We start from the raw sequence: 26482 nt of genomic DNA on the forward strand, positions 1-26482 counted from the left end.
AGTGTAAATGACTTCACCCCTCTGTCCTTTTACCTGAGAGATTTACGGAAAAACCGTGTGCCCCTTCGGTGGTCAGGATTATTTGCCTGACACTCTCCAGATTGCCTGTATCAAGCGGTTTTCAGGGAAAATAATGTTATTAACCTTGCCTGAGCGATTCCGGGGGAGTTACGCCTTCGGCGGCGCCTGCTATTGTATTCTTAGGCGCGCTCTCCTGCTTGAACATATGTTGGCTGAGTGCGAACTATACCTTAGCAAGAACAGTTTAGACAAGACTTGAATAATATTTCGTGATTTCTAAATCCTTGCTGCACTGTAAGTTTTCAATTTAATGTGTTGATTGATAGAATGAAATTTTGATTGCTGAATATTCATTCGAATTCACAATGTTTTGTGATGGGAATATATTGGTTATAAAGGAATTTTTTGATTTCGAGATAATGCAAATATTAAAATAGCTGATCATCTTTATATAAGGGAATTACAGATAATAATGAAAACTGCTCTGATTACCGGTACAAATCGTGGCTTGGGACTGGAATTCGTGCGTCAGTATGCGCTGGACGGTTGGCGTGTTCTGGCTTGTACACGAAATCCATCTTCTTCAGCTGAATTAAATCAACTGATGAAACAGTATCCTGGTGCCGTACATGTTCATGCGCTTGACGTGGCCAATCATGAACAGATAGCGCATTTGTCGCATGAATTGGCAAAAGAAAAGATAGATCTGCTTATTAATAACGCAGGCGTCTACCCGACAATGCGTGGTGCGAGCTTTCATCAAATTGATTATGAGGCATGGGCTTACGCATTTGAAGTCAATGCCATGGCGCCGCTTAAGATGGCGGATGCATTTTATTCGCAAATATCAAAGAGTGAATCGAAAAAGATCATCACGATTACCAGCAAGATGGGGAGCGTTGCCGACAATCGAAGTGGCGGCAGTTATGTGTATCGTTCTAGTAAATCCGCTGTCAATATCGTCATGAAAAGCCTTGCAATCGATCTGGAATCAAAAGGGATTATCGTGGCATTGCTCCATCCTGGCTGGGTCAGAACAGATATGGGGGGGGCAAACGGTTTGATTTCTACCGAGAAAAGTGTTTCTGGAATGCGGCATGTCATCAAAGAATTGATACATACCGATACCGGGAAATTTTTTGCGTATGATGGCCAAATCATTCCCTGGTAAAAATTCTGTTTTTTTGTAACTATCTAATTAATACTTTCTGAGTAACCAATAAATCATGAGTGGACATACATTCGATCTGGATAAAAAGGAATTAATCAAACAATCGTTCAATCAGATGGATGAGCATTTGCAGGGGGCGCAATACAGTCAAGCGCAAAAACTGGCATTGACGTGTCGAATTTTGTTTGACAATGGCCATGATTCCGGACTTGCCGGCCAGATTACAGCACGCGGCGAAAGACAGGGAACTTATTTGACACAACGTCTGGGTTTAGGTTTTGATGAAATCAGCGCGTGTAACCTATTGCTGGTTAATGAGGATCTCGAGGTACTTGAAGGTGAAGGAATGGCGAACCCTGCAAACCGTTTTCATTCATGGTTGTACCGTGCCCGCCCGGATGTGCAGTGTATTATTCATACACATGCATTACACACGGCCGCACTGAGTATGCTTGAAATACCGCTGGAAATTTCGCATATGGATAATTGCGTGCTCTTTGATGATGTGGCTTTCCTACAGAAATGGCCAGGTGTTCCAGTTGGCAATGAAGAAGGTGAGTTGATCGCTCAGGCGATTGGAACAAAACGCGCCATTTTGTTAGCGCATCATGGTCTGCTCGTGGCCTGTTCAAGTATTGAGGAATCCTGTCTCTTGGCGATGGCATTCGAACGGGCGGCAAAGATGCAGTTGCTCGCACTTGCTGCTGGAGAAATTCAACCCATTAATCCAGAGTTGGGCCGAGAAGCCCATGATTGGATTCTTCGTTCACAAAGAAGTGCCATCGGTTTTGCATATTATGCGAGACGTTACCTTAAAAAAAATAGTGCCGATTGTCTTGAATAGGCGCCTTGAATTTCTGTTAATAAATAGTGCATTGAGTCAATTAATCGTTTGCAGCTTTCTCATAAAATAATCCACCAATCTCTTAGAAATTCTCATTTTGTACCTCAGTACAATAGCGAAGTGCGTTAAAGCGGCTTGATACGGGAACCCCGGAGAAAATGGTAACAATAAGAATTGTTTCCGGAATTTCCGAGAAAAAGTGTGCGAGGAAAAAAATAATCTCAGGCTAAGTTTATCGTACAGGTATTTCTCAAAAAAACTTTTTCAGGGTCGGCTAGTTAACTTTATCTTGCCTTTTTACAATGCGTTCCATGGTTGCAGTAGACGGGGCGTTTTCATTAATTAATTGTTTTGATGGAGTTTAAAGTACTTGCAGCATTGGTCGTTAATGTTAGGACTTGTGTGTAACGACAATCCAAGTGTTTTTTAACAAACTTAATTTTCGTAAAGAGGAAAATAAAATGGAAAAAATCGTATTAGCTGTTAAAAATTTCTGGAATGACGAAGAAGGTGTTAGTGCGATTGAATATGGCCTGATTGCTGTGTTAATCGCAGTCATGATTATTTCCGGGGCAACAGCAATTGGTATTGACCTGGATGTAATCTTTAAATTTATTACTAGTCAACTAACTTTGCCAGCATAAATATTTTACGGTTTTGATCGCATATCAAACCACCCGCTATAGTAGGTGGTTTTTTTATACCTGAAATATATGGAAGGATAAAGTGATACAGTTGTTGATTTATGCGTTATTGATCATTTTATTGCTCAACGCCGCCTTGCAGGATTATCGCGGTTATCGTATCAAAAATTCTTTGGTCATTTCGGGTGCCTTTCTGGGTATTTTATTAAACACAGTAACGCCTGTTGGGCTCGGTTTTTATGCATCTCTTATTGGATGGAGCGTGGGTTTGTTATTGCTGTTGCCATTTTATATGTTTCGAATGATGGGCGCGGGCGATGTAAAATTAGTGGCTATGGTCGGTGCGTTTTTAGGGCCACAGGCAACAATAACGGCTTTGCTATATATCCTGGTAGCAGGTGGTGTTTTGTCAATCTATGTTGCCTGGCATCGTGGTCTGATAAAAGAACCGTTCTGCGAAGTACGAAACCTGTTGCGTCAGTTTATTGTGAATCTAGTCAAATGCAATATCCGATCTTCCCCATCATTTAATACATTCACCGTTTCCCCTGATGCTGGCAATAGATTGAATGAATCTGCCAGCCGGTTGCCTTACGGTGTGGCGATTGCCGCAGGTACACTGATCTTTCTTGCTGTCAATCTGTTTTCAGTTCTGGATTAGTCTGATCGATTCGAAATAAAAATATAGCAGTGGACCCCATGCTTTGGACTAGTGCCTTAGGCGTTATTTTCTTAACAATCACTTTGCCTTTGGCAACTATTTTGTCGGCTGCTTTAAAACTAAATAACGATCAACAAGTTTTGATGACATGGCCGGAAGATTTCCTTGAAGCGATGTAGAAATGCTGCTGGTATAATATTTCGTTTGGATTTCCGATTTATCAGCTTATTTTAGAAGAACTATTATGAAAATTTCTGCATTTGAAGTACGTATCGGCAACTTGGTTGAATATCAAAACAAACTATGGAAAGTGTATAAGAAAAATCATGTTAAACCAGGAAAAGGCGGCGCTTTTGTACAACTGGAAATGAAATGTATCAGTGATGGCACGAAGCTTAATGAACGTTTTCGTTCAGAAGACAAAGTAGAAAAAGCGCATGTGGAACCACGTCAGATGCAATATCTATACTCCGAAGGCGATGCCTATATTTTTATGGATAGTGAATCTTTTGAACAACTGTCCATATCTGGTGATGACTTGGAAGCACAAGCCCCTTATTTGTTGCCTAATACTGATGTACAGATTAATTTTTATAATGAAAACCCTATTGGTGTTGAGTTGCCTGCTAATGTTGTGCTGGAAGTGACGGAAACAGAGGTCATGCTCAAGGGTCAAACCGCTGCCAGCGGCGGCAAACCGGCGGTTCTGGAAACCGGATTGAAGGTGAGTGTGCCTCAATTTGTTAATGTTGGTGATAAAATCAAAGTGAATACCGATACCGGTGAGTATGTTGAACGGGTGTAGCCTGAGTGAATCCGGTTCTTCCTGGCGTTGCATTAAATTAGCAATCGTTGATCTGGTGTTGTATTAATGCAGGGTGCGTGGGACGGTCAAGATAAACTCGGGAATGGGTACATCAAAGTGAATGCCGTCCTCTGTTGCCATTTGGTAACTGCCTTTCATTGAACCTACCGAAGCTGAAATGACTGTGCCGCTGGTATATTCGAAGGTGTCGCCTGGCTTGAGTAAGGGTTGTTCGCCGACAACACCCAAGCCACGTACTTCTTGTATGGTGCCGTCGCCATTCGTGATAATCCAGTGGCGGCTGATCAATTGTGTCGCGACTGTGCCTTTGTTGGCGATAGTAATGGTATAGGCGAAGACATACTGGTCGGTTTCTTCGTCCGACTGATCCGGCAAGTAAGCTGTCCGTACACTGACGTTAATTTCATATTTTTTTTCTGACATAAGCTAATTGCACACTATTTTCATGACTGTATCAAGTACAAACTGAAGTGGTAAACGCATTTGCGGAAATCAATTCACTTCTCATTAACGCGACAAGATCATTTGCGGTTAAAATACGCTATTTGATTTTATTTAAGAGGTTATTGTATGTACCGTATTGCTCCAAGTATTCTATCAGCCAATTTTGCCAAACTTGGTGAGGAAATTACCAATGTCATTGAATCCGGCGCTGATATTATACATTTTGATGTTATGGATAATCATTATGTTCCAAATCTGACTATTGGTCCGCTTGTATGTGAAGCTATCCGGCCACTTACAGATGCGATGATTGATGTTCACCTGATGGTAGAGCCTGTGGATCGTATTGTTCCTGATTTTGCGAAAGCTGGCGCCAATATTATTTCCTTTCATCCCGAAGCATCTGCGCATATCGACAGGACGATAGGACTGATAAAGGAACAGGGTTGTCTTGCAGGTTTGGTGTTTAATCCGGCCACACCGCTGCATTACCTGGACCATGTATTGGATAAGCTCGATTTGATCCTTATCATGTCGGTAAATCCGGGTTTTGGTGGACAGCAATTTATTCCTGAAGCGCTAAACAAGCTCAGAGCGGTGCGGAAACGTATTGATGAGAGCGGCAATAAAGAAATCATGCTGGAAATCGATGGCGGCGTTAAAGTGGATAATATTGCTGAAATAGCGCGTGCGGGCGCCGATACTTTTGTCGCAGGTTCAGCAATCTACCATGCTGGCAAAGACAGCGATCCGCATCGCTATGACACGATTGTTGCTGCCCTGCGTGCAGAACTGGACAAGGTGTAGTTCATGCGCCAAAAATTGCTAAGCAACGTGTATCTGAATCACAACTGTCACTGCTATGAATAATCAGTTATTTTCTTACGCAAATACCACTGTTAATAAACTGGATTTTCCATTGGCCGCTAAAGTCGTAATGATTGATCTGGATGGAACCTTGCTGGACACCGCCGAAGATTTGGCGCTGGCGGCTAACCTGATGTTGGGTGAACTGGGCAGGCCTGTGCTATCGGTTGCAACGATTAAGTCATACATTGGTAAAGGTATTCAGAGACTTGTTAAACGGGCCTTGACCGGTGACTTAGATGGAGAGCCCGAGCCGGGGTTGCTTGAAAAGGCATTACCCATATATCAAAAGCACTATGCCGAGAATGTGCATGTCAATACGAAGCCGTTTCCAGGGGTAAAAGAAGGCATTGAAAAGCTTAAACAGGGTGGCTTTCATCTGGCCTGTATTACCAATAAATCTGAAGCGTTTACTTTGCCATTGCTGCGCGCCGTTGGATTTCATGATTGCTTTGAAATTATTTTGTCCGGCGATAGTTTGCCAAAAAGAAAACCGGATCCAATGCCATTGATTCATATCTGTCAGCATTTTAATGTGCAACCGCACGAAGCGGTGTTGGTCGGTGATTCGTTAAACGATACAACGGCTGCCCGTGCTGCCGGGTGTCATGTGTTCTGTGTACCTTATGGTTATAATGAAGGCCGCGACGTGCGTGACCTGGATTGTGATGCGATTGTGCCATCACTTGTTGAAGCGTCACAAATAATCATTAAAGCCACTTGATAAAATGAGGCAAGACCTTAATCCGGTTATATTTTCAAGCGTACCGATACAAAAACAGTTTCCTGAATCATGCTTGTTTTTAACAATTTCCTTTGTGGAGTCATTGGATGACTGAAAGTGAATTCAGTAGACTTGCGGAGCAGGGCTATAACCGTATTCCTGTAGTAATCAATACATTTGCCGATCTGGACACACCGCTTTCAGTTTATCTAAAACTGGCAAACAAACCGTACTCCTATTTACTCGAGTCGGTACAGGGTGGAGAACGATTCGGTCGCTATTCTTTTGTTGGTTTGCCCGCAATTAAACGTATCGAAGCCTATGGAAACCGTATTCGGGTGATTAACGGAAGTGAAGTAGAAACGCAGGATGTGGACGATCCGCTGGCATTTATTAATGATTATATGAAGCAGTTCAAGGCGGCGCCCTTTACTGGGCTGCCGCGATTTTGCGGCGGATTGGTGGGCTATTTCTCGTATGATACAGTTCGATATATCGAACACAAACTGGCAGGCAATGCACGGCCTGATGTTCTCAATACCCCGGATATCTTGTTATTGCTTTCGGAAGAACTTGCTGTCGTCGATAATCTTTCCGGTAAGCTCTATCTTATTGCTTATGTCGATCCGGCTGTAGAAGGCGCATATCGGGCGGGGAAAAAACGCCTGGAAAATTTGTTGGAGCAGTTGCGTCAACCGGTGGAAATTCCATCTGAACAGGCTGTTCACAAAGAGCCGGCAATTTCAGAGTTTCAGGAAAGAGATTTTTTGTCTGCTGTTGAACGCGCCAAACAATATATTTTTGATGGCGATATAATGCAGGTGGTGTTGTCACAACGCACCAGTAAACCGTATCATGCGTCAACACTTGCCTTGTACCGGGCCTTGCGCAGTCTGAATCCTTCTCCGTATATGTTTTACTATCACTTTAATGATTTTTATGTGGTGGGTGCTTCGCCGGAAATTCTGGTGCGTCTGGAAGATGATGTCGTCACGGTACGACCTATTGCCGGTACACGGCCACGTGGAAAGAATCCGCAGCAGGATGTCGAATTTGCAGCCGACTTGCTGGACGACCCCAAAGAAAGAGCCGAGCATGTGATGCTGATGGATCTCGGGCGCAATGATATTGGTCGAGTGGTGCAAACCGGAAGTGTCAAGGTTACTGAAAATATGCAGATCGAGAATTATTCCCATGTCATGCATATCGTTTCCAATGTAGAAGGAAAAATAAAACCCGGGCTTAACGCAATGGATGTGTTGCGTGCGACGTTTCCTGCGGGAACAGTCAGCGGTGCACCCAAGGTTCGCGCCATGGAGATTATCGATGAACTCGAAATTTCCAAGCGCGGTGTTTATGCCGGTGCCGTGGGTTATCTTGGTTTTAATGGCGATATGGATTTGGCCATAGCCATACGTACCGCCATAATCAAAGAAAACAAGCTGCACATTCAGGCGGGCGCCGGAATTGTTGCCGATTCAGTTCCAATAAATGAGTGGGTAGAAACACAGAATAAAGCCAAGGCAATTCTGCGTGCCGCTGAAATTGCCGAAGATGGACTGGATTACAAGTTTGAATAAAAGATGCTTACAGTCTGATGAAATGCTTGTAAAGCGGCATCTGTTTTAAAAGATGCTAAATCCGGACGCCGCTTTAATTGGACTCAGTGATTTTGCATCAATATTGTTGTTGAGAATTTCCTTGTGGATTCGGTTCCACGACAAAAATTTCCACCCGTCGATTCATGGCTCTGCCTGCAGGTGTATCGTTGGATGCGATCGGTTCGTAGGAACCACGCCCATCAATCTGGACGCGATGATAAGGCACGCCCCCCCTTTGGACCAGATAATCGCGCGTACTTGCTGCGCGATTGATCGATAGTGGATTATTAATCGTATCAGAACCTGAGCTGTCGGTGTGCCCGACTATGGTCACTTGTGTACTCGGGTTATTCATCAGGGTTGTCGCAAAACTGTCGAGTATCGGATACATTGCAGGCTTAATTTGCGCACGACCTGTGTCAAAGGTGATGTCGCTGGGTATGTCCAGTTTGAGACGATTGTCGGCTGTCTGAGAGACCTGAACACCGGTACCCGCTGTCGCGGCTTCCATCTGTCGCTTTTGTTCTTCCATTCTTTTGGACCAAAAATATCCACCCGCAGCACCAGCAGCAGCACCAGCGGCTGCGCCAATTGCGGCACCCTTGCCGTCACCGGCGAGGCCGCCAATCAGTGCTCCCGCAGCTGCCCCGGCCAAAGTACCTTGCGCAGTACCTCGCTGAGTTTCGGACATATTTGCACAACTGCTGAGCAGTAGGCTTACAGTTGTTACCATAATCACTGTACGATGCATATAACCTCCTTTTAAACAGGATTTTTTAAAATAAGTAAAATGACATGTGCTTCAATACGCGTCTGACATGCTATTCATTTTACAGTGTCAACGCTATATTATATGTCTTGCTATTTTGTTATCAAAGGAATCTATTATTGTGGATAAAAATGTTATTTCATGTGAATTGCATGACTTCGTTGAAGTGGCTTGTATGTATGGCTATCAGGTCAAACTGATTTTAAAAAACGAACAAACAATAGAAGGTAAAGCAGTCGATATTGTTCAATCTGCCGATAAGCGTGAATGTCTAGTGCTCGATAGCGGATCAAAACAGCAAGTCGATTTGATGGAATTATCAAAAATGCAGGTGTTGACACCCAATGCAAAATTTACCGAGGTTGTTTTTTAGCTTGTTCTTACCTGATTCAAACAAACATGTCTGAGTTCCAGTTCCATGAAACGCATTATTCGGTTTGGACTGACTCTTCTGGTTTCGTTGCTATTGTTGGTGAGTGGCTTAATACTCGTCATCGTGAATCTTGATTCAAATTCCTTTAAACCCGTCATTCAATACGGGGTTAAAGAAAGCACGCAGCGTTCATTAAATATTGCCGGAGATTTGCAGATCGATTTTTATCCGCAGATCGATATCCGGTTGAGCAACATGACACTGAGTGAATTTCAGAATGACGATCAATTTGCATCGATTGAACAAGCTCAGCTATCTCTGTCATTGTGGTCACTGCTGCGTAAACAGATCAATGTCGATACCCTGAAGATCAAAGGCCTGAGTGCCAGACTGGTTCGATATGAGGACGGCCGTACGAATATTGAGGATTTGCTGGAAGATGACGGGCAACCGTTAACGTTTTCATTTGATATTGGGCGGATTGAAATTGACATGGGTCGATTGGCTTTGCATGATGAGATGATGCAGGAGACTTTTATTCTGGATACCCTGAATCTGACAACCGGCCGGATTGCAACCGGATCGATTGAGCAGGTCAATGTGAGCAGCCAATTATTCAGGAGTGGTATTGAGACTGTTGAGAGTGATAGCAATGTGCAGCAATTGGTTTTTGATGCACAATTTGAAGCACGGCATATTTCTTTTAACGACCAAAAAATTGTGAGTGGTCCCGTGGCCATGACTATTCAACGTGAGGAGCCTGGCAACTATTTGAACGCAACGATTTCGATTCCTGGGATACACCAGTCGAATGGCAATCTTGCCAGTACACGGTTGCATGCCGAATTGTTATCAAGACAAAACGAGCACACACTGCAGATTGCTATAGATGGTTTGCTTGCCGCCCGGTTAAATGACCAACACTGGGCTTTTACAGATTCCAATACAAACGTTATCGTGTCTGCTTCAGAAAATAAAAAACTGATCAGCGCCTGTTTTTCCGGAAAATTGGATTTGGACATGGCTTCGGAAGTGTTGCAAATAGACATACAGGGGGATCTGGCTGACACGCATCTGGATGCCGTTGTACATCTGCAAAATTTTTCCGAACAGAACATAGTGTTTAATGTACAGCTGGATCAGCTTGACCTGGACTCGTTTTTGCCATTGCAACAATTTGAATTTCAGATGAATACCGATAGTGAAAAAAACGAATTGGCAACAAATATAATGACAATCCCCGATTTTTCGATACTAAACCGTATAAACCTGAGCGGCGCGATCCAGATTGGACAATTATTTGCCGGGGACATCCAGGCTTCAGGTATCCAGTTATCCATAGAACCGGGGCAGCATCATTTTGACTTGAAACAATTGATTCATTAACAGGGTGTTCAATGTCGAGTATTGCCGAACAATTAATCTCATGGCAGAAAAAAAGCGGACGTCATCATCTGCCCTGGCAAGAAAATTCGGATCCGTATGCGGTGTGGATATCAGAAATCATGCTGCAACAAACTCAGGTGAGTACCGTCATCCCGTACTATCAGCGGTTTACAGAACGATTTCCCGATATTTCTAGTCTGGCGCAGGCACCTATCGATGAAGTGCTGGCACACTGGAGTGGGTTGGGGTATTACGCGCGTGCACGGCATTTGCATCAGACTGCCTGCAGGATCGTGCAAAATCATCGGAATGTATTTCCCGGGCAACGTGAGGATATACAGCAACTACCCGGTATAGGCCGTTCGACTGCGGCGGCGATAGCCGTTTTTGCCTTTGGTCGGCGGGAAGCAATTCTGGACGGAAATGTCAAACGCGTTTTTGCCCGTTATTTTGGAATTGGGCGATATCCGGGTGAATCTGCTACGCTGAAGGAATTATGGCGTTTGGCTGAAGAATCATTGCCTGAGACGGGTGCCCCGGATGCAATCAAGGTGTATACGCAGGCTCTCATGGATCTGGGAGCTACAGTGTGCATGCGCCGCAAACCGCTTTGCGGTCAGTGCCCGTTGCAAAAGGCCTGTATTGCGAGGATTGAAAACCGCATTGCGCTGTTACCCGTACCCAGGCCAAAAAAACATCTGACCGTAAAAGAAACTGTATTTATGATTTACCGCGGCAAGCAGAAGTTATTGTTGGAAAGAAGACCCGACACTGGGATTTGGGGCGGTTTATGGTGTTTTCCTGAAAAGCGGCTCGATGATCATTGTATATTTGAGATGCACAAGGCACAGCCTGTCGAATTGCCGAGGCTGCTGCATACTTTTACACATTTCAAGTTGTCGATAACGCCTTTTCTTCAGGATGTGAGCACAAAAAAAGATATCCCGGATTCGTTGATCTGGGTACAACCCAACAAGGTACTTGAACTGGGGATACCGGCGCCAGTCAAGAAATTGATTCAGAAACATTTTTTATACTGAAAATAACAAATAATGGAAAGCTGGCAAGCGTGGCGAAAAAGCGTACGAAAAAAAATCATTGCGGATCGTATGGCAGTGTCCGATGCGTTGCACCGGCAATGGAGTTTGACGATTTCTGCCGCTTTGCAGCAAGGATTCCCGGGTTTAAAAAAAATGAACATCAGCCTATACTGGCCGTTTCGCGGTGAATATGATCCGAGGGATGCGGTTCGGTATTTTATGGAAGCAGGTGCGACCCTGGCTTTGCCGGAAGTCATTGATAAAAACAGGCCGCTTTGTTTTCGCGAATGGTGGCCGGATGCGCCAATGAGGGCAGGCGCCTACAATATTCCGGTACCGCAGGGAACACCTTGCATTCAACCGGATGCCCTGATTGTGCCGATGGTCGGTTTCGATGAACAAGGCTACCGGCTTGGTTATGGCAGCGGTTATTTTGATCGTACACTGGCAACATATTCAACATGCCCGCTAACAATTGGCGTGGCTTTTGAATTACAGCGGCTGGACAATGTACATCCGCAATTGCACGATATTGCGATGCAGTATGTGGTGACTGAGGCCGGGATTTTTCAGGCTGATCAACAGATACTCAAGCCGGTCTCGATAAAACAGTGTGCATTGGATAATGCCATAGCCTGAAAAAGTAAATAATTGCAAAACCCTGCTGACGGTTTACGTCATGTTTATTCGCCGGGTTTCGCAATTGTTTTGTGAAGTTTCTAATGACTATATCTCGAAAACAATCATATCCGGTGATAGCTCGCTAAGCTGAATGCCGACAAGATCAATCCAGAGATTAGATCCGAATTCAATTTTCAGACTTTCTTCACTTTGTTTGACTGCCGTTACAAACGGAACCAGTTTGTCAAGGCTGTCGATGCCTATTGCCGCGGTATCGAAAAACAATCGGTCTTCTCCTGGTGTAAAGTCATTCACTCGAAAAAAACCCAGGTTATAAAAACCAAAGGTATCGTTCCCAAGACCTCCAGACAGCTGATCATGGCCGCCACCGGCTCGCAAGATGTCATCACCGGAACCACCAAATAATTTGTCAGTACCGCCTTGCCCGTCCAGATCGTCATTGCCCGAGTCGCCATCAATAATATCGTTTCCAGCGCCTCCTTTTAGGGTGTCGTTACCGTCATTACCTTCGAGTTCGTCATTACCGAAACTGGCTTCAATGAAATTGTCCAGTCCATCGCCGATGTAAAGAAAGTCATCTTTACCGAATCCGCCCGAGCCGAATCCCTCAATTTCAATGCCATCGATAATTTCAACTATCCCTGATGAACTGACGTTCGGACGATTTATAATTTCTACAGTCATACTATGCCTCCAATACAAAAAATATGTTTAAAATTTTCCACCATAATTATCCATTGCAATTTTATTCAATAATGCAAATAATAATGAGATTAATTCTCAATATTATCAAATTGAAATCAAAATTCAAGCTTTTTAATAATGAATACAGATGAAAGTGATGCTTTGCTGCAGGCAAAGCGGTACATTGTGAACGGCAATTTGACTCGAGCCGGGAATCAGCTCAATGCTTTGAAAAAAAAATTCCCGATGTCTGCTGATGTGGCTAGGCTCTGGTGTTCTTGGGCTATGCGTGTAAATCGTACATCGGAAGTGCCGGTCTATGCAAAAAAGATATATTCATTGGCCCAGAATGATGTGCAGAAAGCGCACTGGGCGCATTTATTGGCGACGGCATATTTTTTTCTGCTCGATCTGGAGTCATCCCGTGATTATTTTGACCGTGCGTTGAATCACTTAATGGCGTTTGCATGTTCCGGTAAAGCGCCTGCGGCGCGGGTAAATCGCAAAAAACAGGATGCCGGAAAGAATCTGTTTACTTCAGGGTATGCGGAACAATTATTATGGTCGACCTGTACAATGCTTGCACAGCAGGATATACCGGCATTTCCGTTTGCCGGAACTCTACTGGGACTCGAGCGTGAAGGAAAACTGCTTGATTTCGACAAAGATATTGATATTGCAGTGTGGATGAACGCTTTTGACGCGTGTTGCCGGATACTGGAAAAAAATGGCTGGTCGCCAGTGCCAAAGCGTATTGTTTATCGGAACTACCGTGATTACGTTCATGACGAATCCGGAATAACACTTGATGTCTGTGGATTGGAACACCGGAACGACCAACTGATTGCCGGTGGTTTTTCTATACCGGAATATCCGGCTGAATATCAGCGCGTTTCGATTTTTCCGGCATTTGAATTGACGCAACGAAAGTCTGCGCTGGGCGAAATCTGGTATCCCAAGCGGCCGGAAAAGATTCTGACTGCGTTTTACGGTGACTGGCGTACGCCAAATCCGCTCTGGGATACGGTAATCTCGGCGCTGAATCTGGAAAAGTTTACGCTGCTGGTGCGCTGCTATGCGTATCATCGGCTTGTCAAGCACTGGTTATCCGGTGATCTGGTCAAAGCATGGAGTTATGCGCACCAAATCGCACTAAAAGATCCGGATGACTTGCTGGCATTACGCAGCCGGCAATGGCTGGAGCGTATCATCATACGTACCGGACAGGACATGCCGGTATGGCCGCTGAACAGGCCCCAGCGGCGGATATATACGCGTATGGTGGCAGATTTGTTTCATGTTGGCCATATTAATTTTCTAAAAACCGCACGGTCTTTGGGCACACATCTGACCGTATGTGTAGTTCCGGATCAGCGTGTTCTGGAAAACAAGGGAAAGCTTCCGGTAATGAAGCAATCAGAACGTGTGGTTGCTGTCGCCGCCTGTAAATATGTGGATGCCGTGCTGACTGACAGCCCCGTTAATGCAACGGTGGAATTCATGCGGCTGCATGGATTTGATATCTATACATTTGCCTGCGCCAACGATAAAGAGCGTGCTGATAAGTATCAGCAATGCGCATTGCTTCCCGTGGAAATGGTGAGGGAGCTCGACTATACGTCCGGTATTTCTACAACGGAGATTGTTCAGCGTATTTTGGGGACATCCGGTGCAAAGTAGCGTTTGAACTGTAGTGAACACAACACAGGGTAGGCACCCCAGAAATTCAGGGTTTTACACAAAACAAGGCGGGAATCAATGCCGTATTGTAACAAAATACGGGTTTTTAGCAGTGTCCTGGATTTTTTCTTGTGCTTATTGAGTATATAATAATGCGTTTTTTTGATTGATACAGTTTTGATAACTGTTTGAAAACTAAGAGTCGATACAAACAATTAACATGCGACCAATAACGAAATCCAGCAAATTAGCCAATGTGTGTTATGACATTCGTGGGCCGGTACTTGAGCGCGCCCGGCGCATGGAGGAAGAAGGCCATCATATTATCAAGCTTAATATTGGTAATCCGGCTACATTCGGGTTTGAGGTTCCTGAAGAAATTCTTCAGGATGTGATTCACAATTTAACCGAGGCATCGGGATATTGTGATTCCAAAGGCCTTTTTGCAGCACGAAAAGCGATTATGCATTATTCCCAGGAAAAAAAGATCCCGAATGTGCAGATGGATGATATTTTTATCGGCAATGGTGTTTCGGAATTGGTGGTTATTGCCATGCAGGCACTGCTGGATAATGGCGATGAAGTATTGATACCAATGCCGGACTATCCATTATGGACAGCAGCCGTCGTGCTTTCGGGGGGTATTGCAAAGCATTACATGTGTGATGAGCAGGCCGGCTGGTTGCCCGATCTGGACGATATCCGTTCAAAAATTAATCATCGCACGCGCGCGATTGTCATCATTAATCCCAATAACCCGACAGGTGCGCTTTATCCTAGGGAGTTGTTGTTAGAACTGATTGAAATTGCGCGTCAGCATCAGCTGATTATTTATTCAGACGAAATTTATGACAAAATTCTGTATGATGGTGCGACCCATACTTCGATCGCATCACTGGCGGACGATGTTCTGTTTATTACATTCAACGGCTTGTCCAAGAATTACCGGGCGGCAGGTTTTCGCTCCGGCTGGGCGATAGTGTCCGGTGAGAAAAGTCATGCGACGGATTATATTGCCGGATTAAATATGCTTGCCTCGATGCGATTATGCGCAAATGTGCCTTCACAATTTGGCATACAGACTGCTCTCGGTGGGTATCAGAGCATTTATGACCTGACCATGCCGACAGGTCGCCTGAAACGACAGCGCGATGTTGCCTGGGAGTTGCTCACGGAAATTCCTGGAGTGAGTTGTTATAAACCGCAGGCAGCCATGTATTTGTTCCCGAGACTCGATCCCAAAATATATCCGGTTATCGATGACCAGCAACTGGTGCTGGATTTGTTGCTTGAGGAAAAAGTCTTGCTGGTTCAGGGCAGCGGGTTCAACTGGATGAACCCCGATCATTTTCGTGTGGTTTTCCTGCCGAATACGGATGACTTGGCAGAGGCCATTGGCCGTATCTCGCATTTTTTGCATCGCTACCGTAAACGGCGTTCAACCTGATCATGTTTTGCGAGTAGCGGTCTAAATTACGTATACAACGTTTACACAATCAAACTATTTATTCAATAAATCCATTAAAACTGAAATGATGAAACCCATAAAAGTTGGCTTGCTCGGTATTGGTACCGTAGGGGGCGGCACATATACTGTGCTCAAAAGAAATCAGGAAGAAATAACACGCCGGGCAGGGCGCGGTATCTTGATTACCATGATTGCAGATCGCGATCTGGAAAGAGCGCGCAGCTTTGCCGACGGCGATGTTGTTGTGACGGATAATGCGGCCGATGTCGTTTCCAACCCGGATATCGATATTATCGTTGAACTGATTGGCGGGACAACCATTGCCAAGGATCTTATTCTGAGCGCCATAGCACAGGGTAAGCATGTCGTGACCGCCAATAAGGCTTTACTGGCCAATCATGGAACCGAGATTTTTGCAGCGGCGCGTGAGAAAGGCGTAATGGTAGCATATGAGGCCGCTGTGGCGGGTGGCATTCCCATCATCAAGGCGCTACGGGAAAGCCTGACGGCCAACCGGATAGAGTGGATTGCCGGTATAATTAACGGGACAGCCAACTTCATTCTCTCGGAAATGCGTGAAAAATCCCTGCCGTTTGCGCCGGTGCTGGAACAAGCACAACAACTGGGTTATGCAGAAGCGGATCCTACCTATGACATTGAAGGTATCGATGCCGCACATAAAATCACCATTATGTCTGCAATCGCGTTTGGTATTCCTGTTCAGTTCGATAAAGCCTACATCGAAGGCATTACCAAATTGACGCAGGACGATATCAGTTATGCTGAAGAATTGGGTTACCGCATTAAACTGCTGGGTATTACTAAGCGGGTTCAGAAGGGAATAGAGCTGCGCGTGCATCCGGCTTTAATACCGGAACGCCGCTTGATCGCGAATGTAGAAGGGGTCATGAATGCCGTGGTGGTCAAAGGCGATGCGGTGGGGGCGACATTGTATTATGGTGCAGGGGCGGGCGCTGAGCCAACAGCCAGTTCAGTGATAGCCGACCTGGTTGATGTCACGCGCATGCAGACAGCTGATCCGATGCATCGCGTACCGACGCTTTCTTTCCAGCCGGATCTGTTGTCGGATACACCGGTATTGCCGATGGAAGAGGTTGAGACGGCCTGTTACCTGCGTTTGCAAGTGGTGGATCAGCCCGGTGTTCTGGCAGAAATTACGCGCATTCTGGCTGACTGTAATATGTCAATCAGTGCCGTTGTTCAAAAGGAAAGCGTTGGCGAAGGTAATCAAGCAAAAGTCATCATGCTGACGCACAAAACTGCTGAGAAAAATACCAATACCGCGATTCAAAGAATAGAGGCTCTGCCGGTAGTGAAGGGTCAGGTGACGCGTATTCGTATTGAAGAACTAAACGATTAACCAATCGACTAACAAGTCGCTCCATAATTTCCGATATGCGTTATATTTCAACCCGCGGCGGCATGCCGCCAAAATCTTTTTCCGAAATTCTGTTGAGTGGTTTATCGCCCGACGGCGGGCTGGCCATTCCCGAAGCGTACCCAAGGATTTCTGCTGATGAATTGCAACAATGGCGCGATATGGACTATCGGGCGCTGGCATTTGAAATCCTGTCGCGCTTTATCGATGATATTCCAACCGAAGATCTGCGCGCAATTATTAACCGTACCTATACCGCAGAAATATTCGGCAGTGATGACATTACTCCGCTTAAAACGCTTAAACCCGGTTTTCATATTCTCGCATTGTCCAACGGCCCGACACTGGCATTCAAGGACATTGCCATGCAGTTGTTGGGCAATCTGTTTGAGTACACGCTGGCAAAAACAGGTGAAGAACTCAATATTCTCGGCGCAACATCGGGTGATACCGGTTCCAGCGCTGAGTATGCCATGCGTGGTAAGAAAGGCATCCGCGTATTTATGCTGTCGCCGCACGAAAAAATGAGCCGTTTCCAGACAGCGCAGATGTTCTCGCTGCAGGATGAAAATATATTTAACATCGCCATACGCGGTGTATTTGATGACTGTCAGGATATCGTCAAGGCGGTCAGTAACGATCATGCGTTCAAGCAGAAATATCGTATCGGAACGGTCAATTCAATCAACTGGGCGCGGGTGGTTGCGCAGATTGTTTATTATTTCAAAGGCTATTTTTCCGCAACGCAGTCGAATGACGAGCAGGTTTCGTTTGCAGTGCCCTCGGGTAATTTCGGCAATATTTGTGCAGGCCATGTCGCGCGTATGATGGGACTGCCGGTCAAACAACTGATCCTCGCGACCAATGAAAACGACGTGCTTGATGAATTTTTCCGAACAGGTGTTTACCGTCCGCGTACCACTGTTGAGACAAAGCATACCAGCAGCCCGTCGATGGATATTTCCAAAGCATCCAACTTTGAGCGTTTTATTTTCGATCTGACAGGCAGAGACGCCAGTAAAGTCGCCGAATTATGGTCAGCCGTCGATAAAGGGCAGGCCTTTGATCTGTCCGTAACGCCTTTGTTTGAAAAAGTCAAAGACTTCGGATTTGTATCCGGCAGCAGCAATCATGCCGCCCGTATTGAAACAATACGGGAAATCTATCAAAAATATCAGGTGCTGGTCGACACGCATACTGCCGATGGATTAAAAGTCGGTCAAGCTCTGCATGACAGCGATGTGCCGCTAATCTGCATGGAAACCGCGCAGCCGGCCAAATTCTCTGAGAGCATACAGGAAGCCATCGGGCAGGAACCGCCACGTCCTGCAGGTTATGAACATCTGGAAGATTTGCTGCAACGGTTTGTGGTCAAGGAGGCCGATGTTGCGGCGATAAAGTCATTTGTTGCCGAGCAGGCGGGCGATTAACAGTAACTTGTCTGGGGTTCAGTACACCCTGGATTAACCTGCGCAATTGCGAGTGGATTGATTGGCAGTTAAAACTGACAACAGCATGTCACGTGGTTTTGCTTTATTACAGTTTTGGTAATACAGATTACTGCTGCTCCGTTAACTTTTGGATTCAAATCAATGTTGGTTGATTATCTGGCTTGCTTGGCAGAAATAAAAAAACGACAAACGCCTGACTAATGGTTTCCCCTAGACAAGATTAATGGTAATCCCAATATGCAAAGTTTTTGGATTTGCTTAAACTTGTTTTCACGATGAACAAATTTAATGCAGGAGGTTATATCATGAAAACAGTACAAACACTCACAATCACATCAATACTTGCTTTTATTTTAGTTTCTTTACCAGTAAGCATTTTTGCCGCTGACCAAGTTAATCATTTAACACTAGCTCAACAATACAAACAACAGGCTGAAGAATACCAGGCCAAGATAGAAGAAGAAATAGAGGCAGTCAGAAACAAGCCACGTACTGCGTTTTTTGGTAGAAATGCTAAAACTTTCAAACAGCACGTGGAGTTTAAACTTCGTAACTTTGAAATGGCCATGACTGAAAATCTGGAAAAAGCTGCTTATCATGAAAAAATGGCAGCAGAACAAAACTTCCAACCGGTATCTGTGTCTTCCAGCAACTCAGACAATATTGAGGGCTAGAGCAGCGATATAAATCGTTAGATCGTAAACAAAAAAAACTCACTTAGGTGAGTTTTTTTTTTGTTTTGTATTTTACTGCTGTACCGTTAACCGATACCTATATGTGTTGCAATATATTGAAATAAAGGGTCATTCTTATTCAAAAAATGCTTGGGATGTGGAAGATTTTTCTTTTCTATATCAATTGGTTAATGCCATTAACGGGACAGTAGCGTTGCTAAATGCATATAATTTTTAATCAGACAAATTCTTGGACAGCATCGTAAACTAAAAATATTAAAGAATAAAAAAGAATCTGGTAGTGTAAAATACGGAATTTAAAGTATTAAACTGTTAATAACTTTCATTCAAATGAAGGTTTTCAAATATGAAGCTAAGTGACTGGGGTTTTTCGTTCTTTTTCGTCATCTTTAGTTTCAGTCACAATACATATTCACAATCGGTTAAAGGAAAAGTCGATCCAAAAACTTTGTCGTTACTGGAGGCAGACTTAGCCGCGCTGGCTAAATTCAGGTACGAAAAAGTCGGGTCGCTTACCCTCACAGCGAAAAACAAAACACCTGCGGCTGTGACTCGAATCGATCATCGCGATATCCAGGCCATTGGCGCACGTTCCCTAAATGAATTGTTGGAAATCATTGTTCCGGGTCTGCAAAGTATCAACCATCATTGGGAACTGCCACATATCGGTATACGCGGAATTACGAGTGATCGAGAAGATAAAGTATTAATTCGTGTTAACGGCCGAACCATGAATGAACGCACCGCTCGCGGCGCGATTACAGAACGGGACTTTCCGTTTATGGGGGATATCAAGCATATTGACGTTATTCGCGGTGCCGGATCGCCCATATTCGGTCTTGGTGCGGTATCTATGGTGATTGATATTACTACGCACGATGCCAATTCGGTCAAGGGAAAAGGTGCTGGATTTAGAGTCGGACAAGGTTCTGATTTTAAAGCTGCAGAGGCTTTTTTCAGCAAACAACTCGATAATGGGCTGGGAATTTACATGTACGGTGAAGCAGCGGACATGGTGGGGGCCAGTAACAAAGACGCTCCACTTGCTTTTGGTGCTGATGCGACAAGTTTTGCGACCGGTGACTTTGTGCCCCGTGACAATCCGTTTCCCACCCGGGTCAGAGATGGCCAGGGTTTTCGCGGAAAAGCAAATTTAAAAGGTCACTTGAATTTGAATTACAAAGACACCAAATTCTGGCTGCGTTATAACCGCGCTGGCAGAACCTTTCCTTTGCCACTACCTTGGCAATCGGAACCGGCATTTCTCCCAAACCTGGCAGAAGAACGCATAACGGAGGTTGGATATGAACAATTTACCGCCACTTTGGAACATGACTATTCCTGGCATAATGACTGGAATGTGAATTTCATGCTCAGTTATGACACGACTAAAATTTTCAAAAGTGTTTTAAATCCTGCAGAACCTCCGAACAAGTACAGAGAAAACGAACTATTCGCCAGAATGACTGCTAACTGGAGCGCTAATGAAAAATCGGATATTGCCCTGGGTTCCGCTATTTCTTACGAAATATATGGTGTCGATAATATTCGGAACGAGCCATGGGACACAGTAACCTGGTCTGTGTTTGGCGAATGGCAGTGGCGACCGCACAAATATTTTACAACTTTTCTCGGAGGGCGTGTCGATCAGAATACTTATACCGGGGCATTATTCTCACCGCGGGCGTCCTTAGTTTATCACCCCGACAACAAAAATACGTTCAAACTTTTATATGCAGTCTCCCAACGTATGAACATTGCTCAGGATAACCGCGAAGCTGCTTTAAACAATTTTTCTCAGAGCAAGCCGGAAAAGCTAAACAGTGTAGAAGGGCGTTATGAATATAAAAACAATGGATTATTTACAGGCATCAGTCTATTCTATATCGATCTTGATGCAATTGGTTGGGATGATACTATTCGACGAACTGAAGTGTTAGGCAATCAAGAACAATGGGGTAGCGAACTGGAGATTGATAAATCATTTGGCGATCATCGAGTTCGATTTTCTTATGCATACACCAAACTCATCGATTTTGATTTGTTTGATCAATCAACATTTATCACAGCACGGCCATTTGGGTTTGGATCAGATTTAGCAAACTGGGCAACACATTCGGGTAAATTCTGGTATAGCTGGAATCTGACGGATCGCACTAGGTTTGACACGACTCTTAGAGCGTTTTGGGGATATGACGGTTCAAAGGATTTTCGGAACAAACTTGTTGCTGACGGTAGAGACATTATTACGGCTGACTGGAAGAAACCCTTTAAAGAGCAAATATATCTGAATTTTGCCTTACAGCACAATGTCACCCGCTCGACGAGATTATCTTTGAATTTCTATAACGTCCTGGGATGGTTTGATCAGGATTTAAATAAACGCTTGTTCCGCGAACCTACTGGAGGGTATCGACTGGAAGCGGCGACTGTTGCAGGAGGGATCACTATTCAATTTTAATCGTAAGCAACCTTAATTGATATAACATTCTATTTTAAAGAAGCTATTTTAAGCAATAATAATTTTGAATAATCTGCTTTCGCTCGGTCTGTAAAGATTTCAATAGTCCAGCTCAAGCTCCTGGCGTAAAAACGATATAATCTTCCATAATTGCAATGTTCCTTTCTAAATACCAGTAATACGGTAACTCTATTATTCATAAAAGACGTGATACGATCAAGAACAGCAATGGCTTCTATGTCACTATTGCTAAGATCAAAATCTTCTATTGCACTGAAATCCCAGAGAGTCACCACTGCACTTTCAAGGTATTCATTGCCTTCAAAAAATGAGTCGCATAACATGATCTCCTCAAGGTTAACTCTTCCTGTAAACTCAGCTATAAATGAATACTTACTATCCCATTTGCATCTATGAGGCATTTTTTTTTTATGAATTGCTATGCTAGCATATTACTACATAAGAACAGAAAAAAATAGGCCGTGCTACATTATGCTCAGGGCGAATTTATTCTATCTTCAAAACATAATATACGCGTTGTTTTAGCAAAAAATGACTTCAAAATAAAACAAAGACTGAGGTTAAGAACAAATTCACCTTGACATTTATGCTGGCAGGACTTTTAAAGTGGTCTCGATTAAAATTACCATATTTATGCAATAACTAAAATGGTGTGTGAGGGAACTGATTGGTTTCAATCAATAACGAGTAAACTAATTTTAACCTGTAGTTGTTAAGTAATTTAACTTATTCTATAATTAAAGTTCTAACCGGTTGAATCAACAGCTTATAATCAGGCTTAATAACTAATTGCATGGTCTAGTACGTAACATTCAAACTCAACTAGCATTGAATAGAAATACTTTTTTGATTTTTATTTTTTTTTGCTTACTATGCTTTTGTCAATTTCTGTATGCAACTCAAACTGATTCTACTCGCGACCTAACAAATCCTCAGATAGACGAATTGCTTCAGAAATTATTGGCTTTGTCTTTATCTGATCTATCAAGTATAAAAACTCTACAGTCCATTTCTCTTACACCTACAAGTGAAAAAGAAATACCCGGTTCAGTCACGTTAATTGGTGCAAAGCGACTCGATATTCACGGATTTCGTGACCTTAACCAAGCGCTCGAAGTACTGGTGCCAGGAGCACATGTAGTTCATGATCAATTTGGTATGCCTGTGCTCGGTTTACGCGGCGAAGCAGCCAGAAATCGATATCTTTATGTTATCAATGGACTTGAATCACGTAATCTTTCACAACGCGGCACATTGACAGAACGTGATATTCCCTTGTTAGGGGACATTCAGCATATCGGCGTGTTGAATGGTGCGGGCGGAACCGTTCGTGGAAGCGGTGCAACTAGTGGACTAATTGATGTAACCACATATACCGGTTTGACTTTTTCGGGAACGGATGTCTCCCTTCGGCAAGGATTCGGTGAATTTTTAAGTACGTTCGAATTTCGACATGGGCGGCGGTTGGATGATAATAAAGGTTTGTTTATTTATGCCGGTATGGCCTGGCAGCCTGGATCCTCACCGCATTCGGCACCATTTTTTTCAGACCAAACCGGTGTCACATTTGATGGCCGTGAAGTGTTCTCCGGGGCACCAGTTCCGTATCAGAATCCGCATTTGCGTGAGAACTACGAAGGCCAGAATAAGTATAAGTTTCATATGCAGTATGACGATGAATCCTGGACCGGATGGATACGTTACGTGCGAGGTGGGATTAAGAATCCGGTTAATACGACACTACCATTAGCCACCGAATCTCCTACTCTAGACCGGAACGCCGATTTCCCTGATGGTATACAATATTTTTATCAACAAGCTTCTACTTCATTAACTCGGAAGATTAAATTGAGTGACGCGGCCACTCTGGAGCTCAATGCATCGTATGATGTACTTGATTTCGCGCAGAATGCGCCCGTATCTGTTTTTACCAGTCATTCCGATCGCGAAGACCATCTGGTTTCGCGCAATTTGATTCGCTGGGAACCCAAGAATTCAAGTATAAAAACTGCTTTTGGGTATGAATTCAGACATAATCGGCTTGGTCAACGCAGTATTGAGAAAGGTAACCGGGATCACCAGGCGGTTCTTCTGGTATCAAAAGGAATTAAACCTTGGTCGATCTTTAACCATGCCATACTGGGCGAAATAAACTGGAAACCTAGTGAAGATTGGTTTTTTTTTGCTGGAGGCCGCGTCGACTTTCATGAACACGCCAAAACTTCATTTTCTCCCCGACTCGCGATCATTAAACAATTGGAAAATAATAATACAATAAAAGTGGTTTACAGCCGAGCTGTCCGGTTTTTACCTGAAGATGATGTGCGCAATTTTCTAAATGATATTGAGAATACAGCGAAGATTATACCCGATTCGGTCAATAACCTGGAGTTTACCTATCAGCACCAGTTAACAGATAAAACCGACGCCAGCGTCACACCCTGGTGGAACTGGCGAACCCTCAGTAACTTTCACAGCATTTTTAGTCGCTATCAGAATATGGGGGTGGAAGCACGGCTCAGCTATACAACCAAAATTTTTAACGGCACTTTGCTGCACAACTATGGCGCGACAAATCGGGATGCCACTAATTTTGGTCAATTCTTCTACAGCTTCCCAGACAATCAATCTAAATTGATCCTGGAAAAACAATTTAGGAATGGTTATCAAGTCTCTAGCTCATTGGTGATGAACTGGAGTTTTCAACGTATTAAAGAAGGCTTGTCAGCTGTTGGTGTTGCCTTTCCGAAGGACGCTTACAAAACATCTGTTTTATGGAATATTGGATTGTCCAGACAATTCGGTAAAAAATTGAATGTACGTATTGATGGGTTTAATATTCTGGCGCTCGTAGATAAAGAGTTGAGTCGCAGGAATTTTTTACAACCGGGGGCATACTGGACCGAGCCGGCATCAGTGATGTTGACAGTACGTAAGAGTTTTTGAACAAAACTTCAGAAGTCGATTAGTCCGAATAATACACGAACCAAAAAATAGCAGGAAATCTCGAAAACTGACAATGAATCTGATCGCTTCAAGCCTCGGAAACAATGTATAAAAAAAGTGCTGTCCCATTTGGGGGGTAATTGTACCCCGGTAACCGTGCGATCATATACTGCTTGTTGACTGTTTTGTCACGCGATGTTTCAACATGAATACTAATTCCGGCTCAAAATGATCAGTTTTACTAGAGAGTGTCGTCACGAGATACTAGCCCAAATAGCGATGCATCGTATATGGACAGCCGCCAGAAACGATGCAGCATTCTTCGCATATCGTGTTGCAATGCCTCTCCAACGCTTTAGATGTAAGAATGCATTTTCCACTAAATGTCGATATTGGTATAAGTTTTTATCATGATTACGCGGGCGAATACGATTTTTCTTCGATGGAATTACTGGTTCTATTTGTTTAGTCTCACAGTGTTCAACTATCTCATTGGTATCATAAGCCCGATCAGCCAACAAATAGTCGGCATTGATGCCTCTGATTAATTCAACAGCTTGTGTACAATCCGCTGTGGTACCGTCTGTAATAAACATTCGGACCGGCATACCATGCGCATCCACGGCCAGGTGTAATTTCGTGTTGAGCCCCCTTTTGTGCGATTCATCGCTTGGTTCCCGCCTTTCGCGCCAGATGCATGCGGATGTACTTTAATATGACTGGCATCAATCATTAACCATTCGTAGTCCGGATCATTGACCAGTAATTCCAGTAACTTTTCCCAAACCCCTTTGTCCCGCCATCGGCAAAATCGTCGATGCGTGTTCTTCCAGTCGCCGTAATCCGGCGGCAAATCCCGCCAGGGTGCGCCCGTACGTAAAATCCAGAATACCGCGTTGATAAACTGACGATTATCTTTTGCAACACCTCCCCACGATCGCCCTGGCAAATGGGGTTCCAGTAACGACCAGACATGATCTGACAGATCATGTCTACGATGAGCTTCTGACATATTATTACCATTTATAATAATCACTTACAGCATAATTATATAGTAATTTCTAACTTGTGACGACACTATCTAAACTATTTCACTGCTGTCCCGTTAACCTAAACCAGTACTTGTAGCAATATGCTGATATAAAATATTTTTTTACTCAAAAAACTATATGAGGCATAGAAAGCTTTTTTTGTGTATCAATTGGTTAATGTTCTTAATGGGATGGCGCTGTAATTATTTTCATACTTCATAAATCATTTTCTCTTTCTTGCTAGCAAATTCAAGGATAGTCCTCTGGTTGCAAATTTCGCATACACCCTGGAGTGTGTGAGGCCTACAGAAGCCGAATAGTATGAGACATATAGAATATAACACTCAATATTGGATTTTTAAGTTTGTCTTTTTTAGATTTTTATGCCTATGAGCAATTCTCGGTTTTTTCTGTCTTATTTAGTAAGATCAATGAGATGAAAAAATAGCGATGAATGACAAAGAAATGATTTTGATGGATTGGCAGAAACAATACGGTACAGAATAAGGCTGCGCACAAGTATTGATTGAGCAACGTTGGCCGGAAGGTTTTCGCTGCCCATGTTGTGGTCACGATGGTGGTTGCATTATTAAGTGTAAATCGGCATGTAAAACTTACCAGAATTTTCTGGAA

At 43.9% G+C, this 26482-nt stretch carries 25 protein-coding genes, 1 pseudogene and 2 riboswitches; of the genes and pseudogenes, 21 read left to right on the plus strand and 5 right to left on the minus strand.

Features of this window, described 5'->3' with window-relative positions; all coding sequences use genetic code 11:
* Positions 1–11: 11 nt before the first annotated feature.
* A riboswitch (glycine riboswitch) is annotated at positions 12–110 on the minus strand.
* A 30-nt stretch (positions 111–140) separates the two neighbouring features.
* Positions 141–214: riboswitch (glycine riboswitch) on the minus strand.
* Between the two features lie 279 nt (positions 215–493).
* From MRK00_08905 to efp, 6 genes are all read left to right on the plus strand, one after another.
* The gene (locus MRK00_08905; GenBank protein MDR4517491.1) at positions 494–1192 is read left to right on the plus strand and encodes an SDR family oxidoreductase; all 699 of its coding nucleotides are present in this window, start codon (positions 494–496) and stop codon (positions 1190–1192) included.
* 55 nt (positions 1193–1247) lie between these two features.
* Entirely contained in the window at positions 1248–2036 is a 789-nt protein-coding gene (locus tag MRK00_08910; protein ID MDR4517492.1) for an aldolase, read from the plus strand.
* A 461-nt stretch (positions 2037–2497) separates the two neighbouring features.
* The gene (locus tag MRK00_08915; protein MDR4517493.1) at positions 2498–2680 is read left to right on the plus strand and encodes a Flp family type IVb pilin; all 183 of its coding nucleotides are present in this window, start codon (positions 2498–2500) and stop codon (positions 2678–2680) included.
* A gap of 82 nt (positions 2681–2762) precedes the next feature.
* Positions 2763–3341, plus strand: a complete 579-nt coding sequence (locus MRK00_08920; protein ID MDR4517494.1) for an A24 family peptidase — start codon at positions 2763–2765, stop codon at positions 3339–3341.
* 38 nt (positions 3342–3379) lie between these two features.
* On the plus strand, positions 3380–3520 hold the full coding sequence (locus tag MRK00_08925) for a hypothetical protein (GenBank protein MDR4517495.1): 141 nt from the start codon (positions 3380–3382) through the stop codon (positions 3518–3520).
* 65 nt (positions 3521–3585) lie between these two features.
* On the plus strand, positions 3586–4146 hold the full coding sequence (gene efp, locus MRK00_08930; protein MDR4517496.1) for an elongation factor P: 561 nt from the start codon (positions 3586–3588) through the stop codon (positions 4144–4146).
* 63 nt (positions 4147–4209) lie between these two features.
* Here the strand turns inward: efp and apaG are convergent, their stop codons facing one another.
* A complete protein-coding gene (gene apaG / locus MRK00_08935) occupies positions 4210–4590 on the minus strand; it encodes a Co2+/Mg2+ efflux protein ApaG (GenBank protein MDR4517497.1) in 381 nt (126 codons plus the stop codon).
* Between the two features lie 147 nt (positions 4591–4737).
* Between apaG and rpe the strand changes: the two genes are divergently transcribed.
* The 3 genes from rpe to trpE all read left to right on the plus strand — a co-directional run bounded on the left by rpe (position 4738) and on the right by trpE (position 7782).
* On the plus strand, positions 4738–5418 hold the full coding sequence (gene rpe, locus MRK00_08940) for a ribulose-phosphate 3-epimerase (GenBank protein ID MDR4517498.1): 681 nt from the start codon (positions 4738–4740) through the stop codon (positions 5416–5418).
* Between the two features lie 55 nt (positions 5419–5473).
* Positions 5474–6202 carry a phosphoglycolate phosphatase gene (locus MRK00_08945; protein ID MDR4517499.1) on the plus strand — a complete coding sequence of 243 codons (729 nt, stop codon included), beginning with the start codon at positions 5474–5476 and terminating at the stop codon, positions 6200–6202.
* A 107-nt stretch (positions 6203–6309) separates the two neighbouring features.
* Entirely contained in the window at positions 6310–7782 is a 1473-nt protein-coding gene (gene trpE, locus MRK00_08950; GenBank protein MDR4517500.1) for an anthranilate synthase component I, read from the plus strand.
* Positions 7783–7879: 97 nt separating this feature from the next.
* Here trpE and MRK00_08955 read toward each other — a convergent pair whose 3' ends face one another.
* Positions 7880–8554, minus strand: a complete 675-nt coding sequence (locus tag MRK00_08955; GenBank protein ID MDR4517501.1) for an OmpA family protein — start codon at positions 8552–8554, stop codon at positions 7880–7882.
* Positions 8555–8693: 139 nt separating this feature from the next.
* On the opposite strand from MRK00_08955, the gene MRK00_08960 reads away from it, so the two are divergent.
* From MRK00_08960 to MRK00_08975, 4 genes are read left to right on the plus strand one after another with little or no spacing between them, the layout of a single operon-like run.
* A complete protein-coding gene (locus MRK00_08960; GenBank protein MDR4517502.1) occupies positions 8694–8945 on the plus strand; it encodes a Rho-binding antiterminator in 252 nt (83 codons plus the stop codon).
* Positions 8946–8990: 45 nt separating this feature from the next.
* Positions 8991–10331: an AsmA family protein gene (locus tag MRK00_08965; protein ID MDR4517503.1), complete on the plus strand. Its 1341-nt coding sequence runs from the start codon at positions 8991–8993 to the stop codon at positions 10329–10331.
* A gap of 11 nt (positions 10332–10342) precedes the next feature.
* Complete coding sequence (mutY, locus tag MRK00_08970; protein ID MDR4517504.1) at positions 10343–11371, plus strand: A/G-specific adenine glycosylase; 1029 nt, start codon at positions 10343–10345, stop codon at positions 11369–11371.
* Between the two features lie 12 nt (positions 11372–11383).
* Positions 11384–12010: a 5-formyltetrahydrofolate cyclo-ligase gene (locus tag MRK00_08975; GenBank protein MDR4517505.1), complete on the plus strand. Its 627-nt coding sequence runs from the start codon at positions 11384–11386 to the stop codon at positions 12008–12010.
* Positions 12011–12097: 87 nt separating this feature from the next.
* Here the strand turns inward: MRK00_08975 and MRK00_08980 are convergent, their stop codons facing one another.
* On the minus strand, positions 12098–12697 hold the full coding sequence (locus MRK00_08980; GenBank protein MDR4517506.1) for a hemolysin expression modulating protein: 600 nt from the start codon (positions 12695–12697) through the stop codon (positions 12098–12100).
* 138 nt (positions 12698–12835) lie between these two features.
* On the opposite strand from MRK00_08980, the gene MRK00_08985 reads away from it, so the two are divergent.
* The 6 genes from MRK00_08985 (at position 12836) to MRK00_09010 (ending at position 21851) form a co-directional block, all read left to right on the plus strand.
* Entirely contained in the window at positions 12836–14377 is a 1542-nt protein-coding gene (locus tag MRK00_08985) for an adenylyltransferase/cytidyltransferase family protein (protein ID MDR4517507.1), read from the plus strand.
* A gap of 220 nt (positions 14378–14597) precedes the next feature.
* Positions 14598–15824, plus strand: coding sequence for a pyridoxal phosphate-dependent aminotransferase (locus MRK00_08990; protein MDR4517508.1), 1227 nt, complete (start codon positions 14598–14600; stop codon positions 15822–15824).
* Between the two features lie 88 nt (positions 15825–15912).
* Positions 15913–17226 carry a homoserine dehydrogenase gene (locus MRK00_08995; GenBank protein MDR4517509.1) on the plus strand — a complete coding sequence of 438 codons (1314 nt, stop codon included), beginning with the start codon at positions 15913–15915 and terminating at the stop codon, positions 17224–17226.
* A gap of 35 nt (positions 17227–17261) precedes the next feature.
* Entirely contained in the window at positions 17262–18674 is a 1413-nt protein-coding gene (thrC, locus tag MRK00_09000) for a threonine synthase (protein ID MDR4517510.1), read from the plus strand.
* Positions 18675–19000: 326 nt separating this feature from the next.
* Entirely contained in the window at positions 19001–19369 is a 369-nt protein-coding gene (locus MRK00_09005; GenBank protein ID MDR4517511.1) for a hypothetical protein, read from the plus strand.
* Positions 19370–19736: 367 nt separating this feature from the next.
* Positions 19737–21851: a TonB-dependent receptor plug domain-containing protein gene (locus MRK00_09010; GenBank protein ID MDR4517512.1), complete on the plus strand. Its 2115-nt coding sequence runs from the start codon at positions 19737–19739 to the stop codon at positions 21849–21851.
* Positions 21852–21880: 29 nt separating this feature from the next.
* Here MRK00_09010 and MRK00_09015 read toward each other — a convergent pair whose 3' ends face one another.
* Complete coding sequence (locus tag MRK00_09015) at positions 21881–22195, minus strand: hypothetical protein (protein MDR4517513.1); 315 nt, start codon at positions 22193–22195, stop codon at positions 21881–21883.
* 622 nt (positions 22196–22817) lie between these two features.
* On the opposite strand from MRK00_09015, the gene MRK00_09020 reads away from it, so the two are divergent.
* Positions 22818–24818, plus strand: coding sequence for a TonB-dependent receptor plug domain-containing protein (locus tag MRK00_09020; protein ID MDR4517514.1), 2001 nt, complete (start codon positions 22818–22820; stop codon positions 24816–24818).
* Positions 24819–25072: 254 nt separating this feature from the next.
* On the opposite strand, the gene MRK00_09025 is transcribed toward MRK00_09020, so the two are convergent.
* Positions 25073–25830 (minus strand): IS5 family transposase gene (locus MRK00_09025; GenBank protein ID MDR4517515.1). Its coding sequence is split into 2 segments (ribosomal slippage): positions 25073–25479 and positions 25479–25830, totalling 759 coding nucleotides; the frame shifts between segments, so codons are not numbered across the junction.
* A 469-nt stretch (positions 25831–26299) separates the two neighbouring features.
* Between MRK00_09025 and MRK00_09030 the strand changes: the two are divergent.
* Positions 26300–26440 (plus strand): annotated as a pseudogene (locus MRK00_09030) (transposase).
* Positions 26441–26482: the final 42 nt, after the last annotated feature.

It is taken from the genome of Nitrosomonas sp. (assembly GCA_031316255.1).
Taxonomy (GTDB): Bacteria; Pseudomonadota; Gammaproteobacteria; order Burkholderiales; family Nitrosomonadaceae; genus Nitrosomonas.